Origin of the sequence: Ferrovum sp. (assembly GCF_027317285.1) — a bacterium.
Taxonomy (GTDB): Bacteria; Pseudomonadota; Gammaproteobacteria; order Burkholderiales; family Ferrovaceae; genus Ferrovum.
In genome coordinates, this window is sequence record NZ_DAHVHV010000023.1 from 1 (window position 1) to 242 (window position 242).

Sequence of the window (242 nt, forward strand, 5' to 3'; positions counted from 1 at the left end):
AAAACGACTTGAGGGCCAAGGTTGCGTCAGACGCGATTGATTTGGGACTTGATGCAACCTCTATGTTGGGCCATTCAAGTGATGCGGTAACCCGTCGACACTACATCAGGGGGACAAGAAAAGTGCCCCCTTTGAAGTAAAATATTCCGCAATTACGAGTTTATTCCGCAATACAAATTATAAAACATATCATAACTTGTTGATTTGTTGGGGTGACGGATGGGATTCGAACCCACGACAAC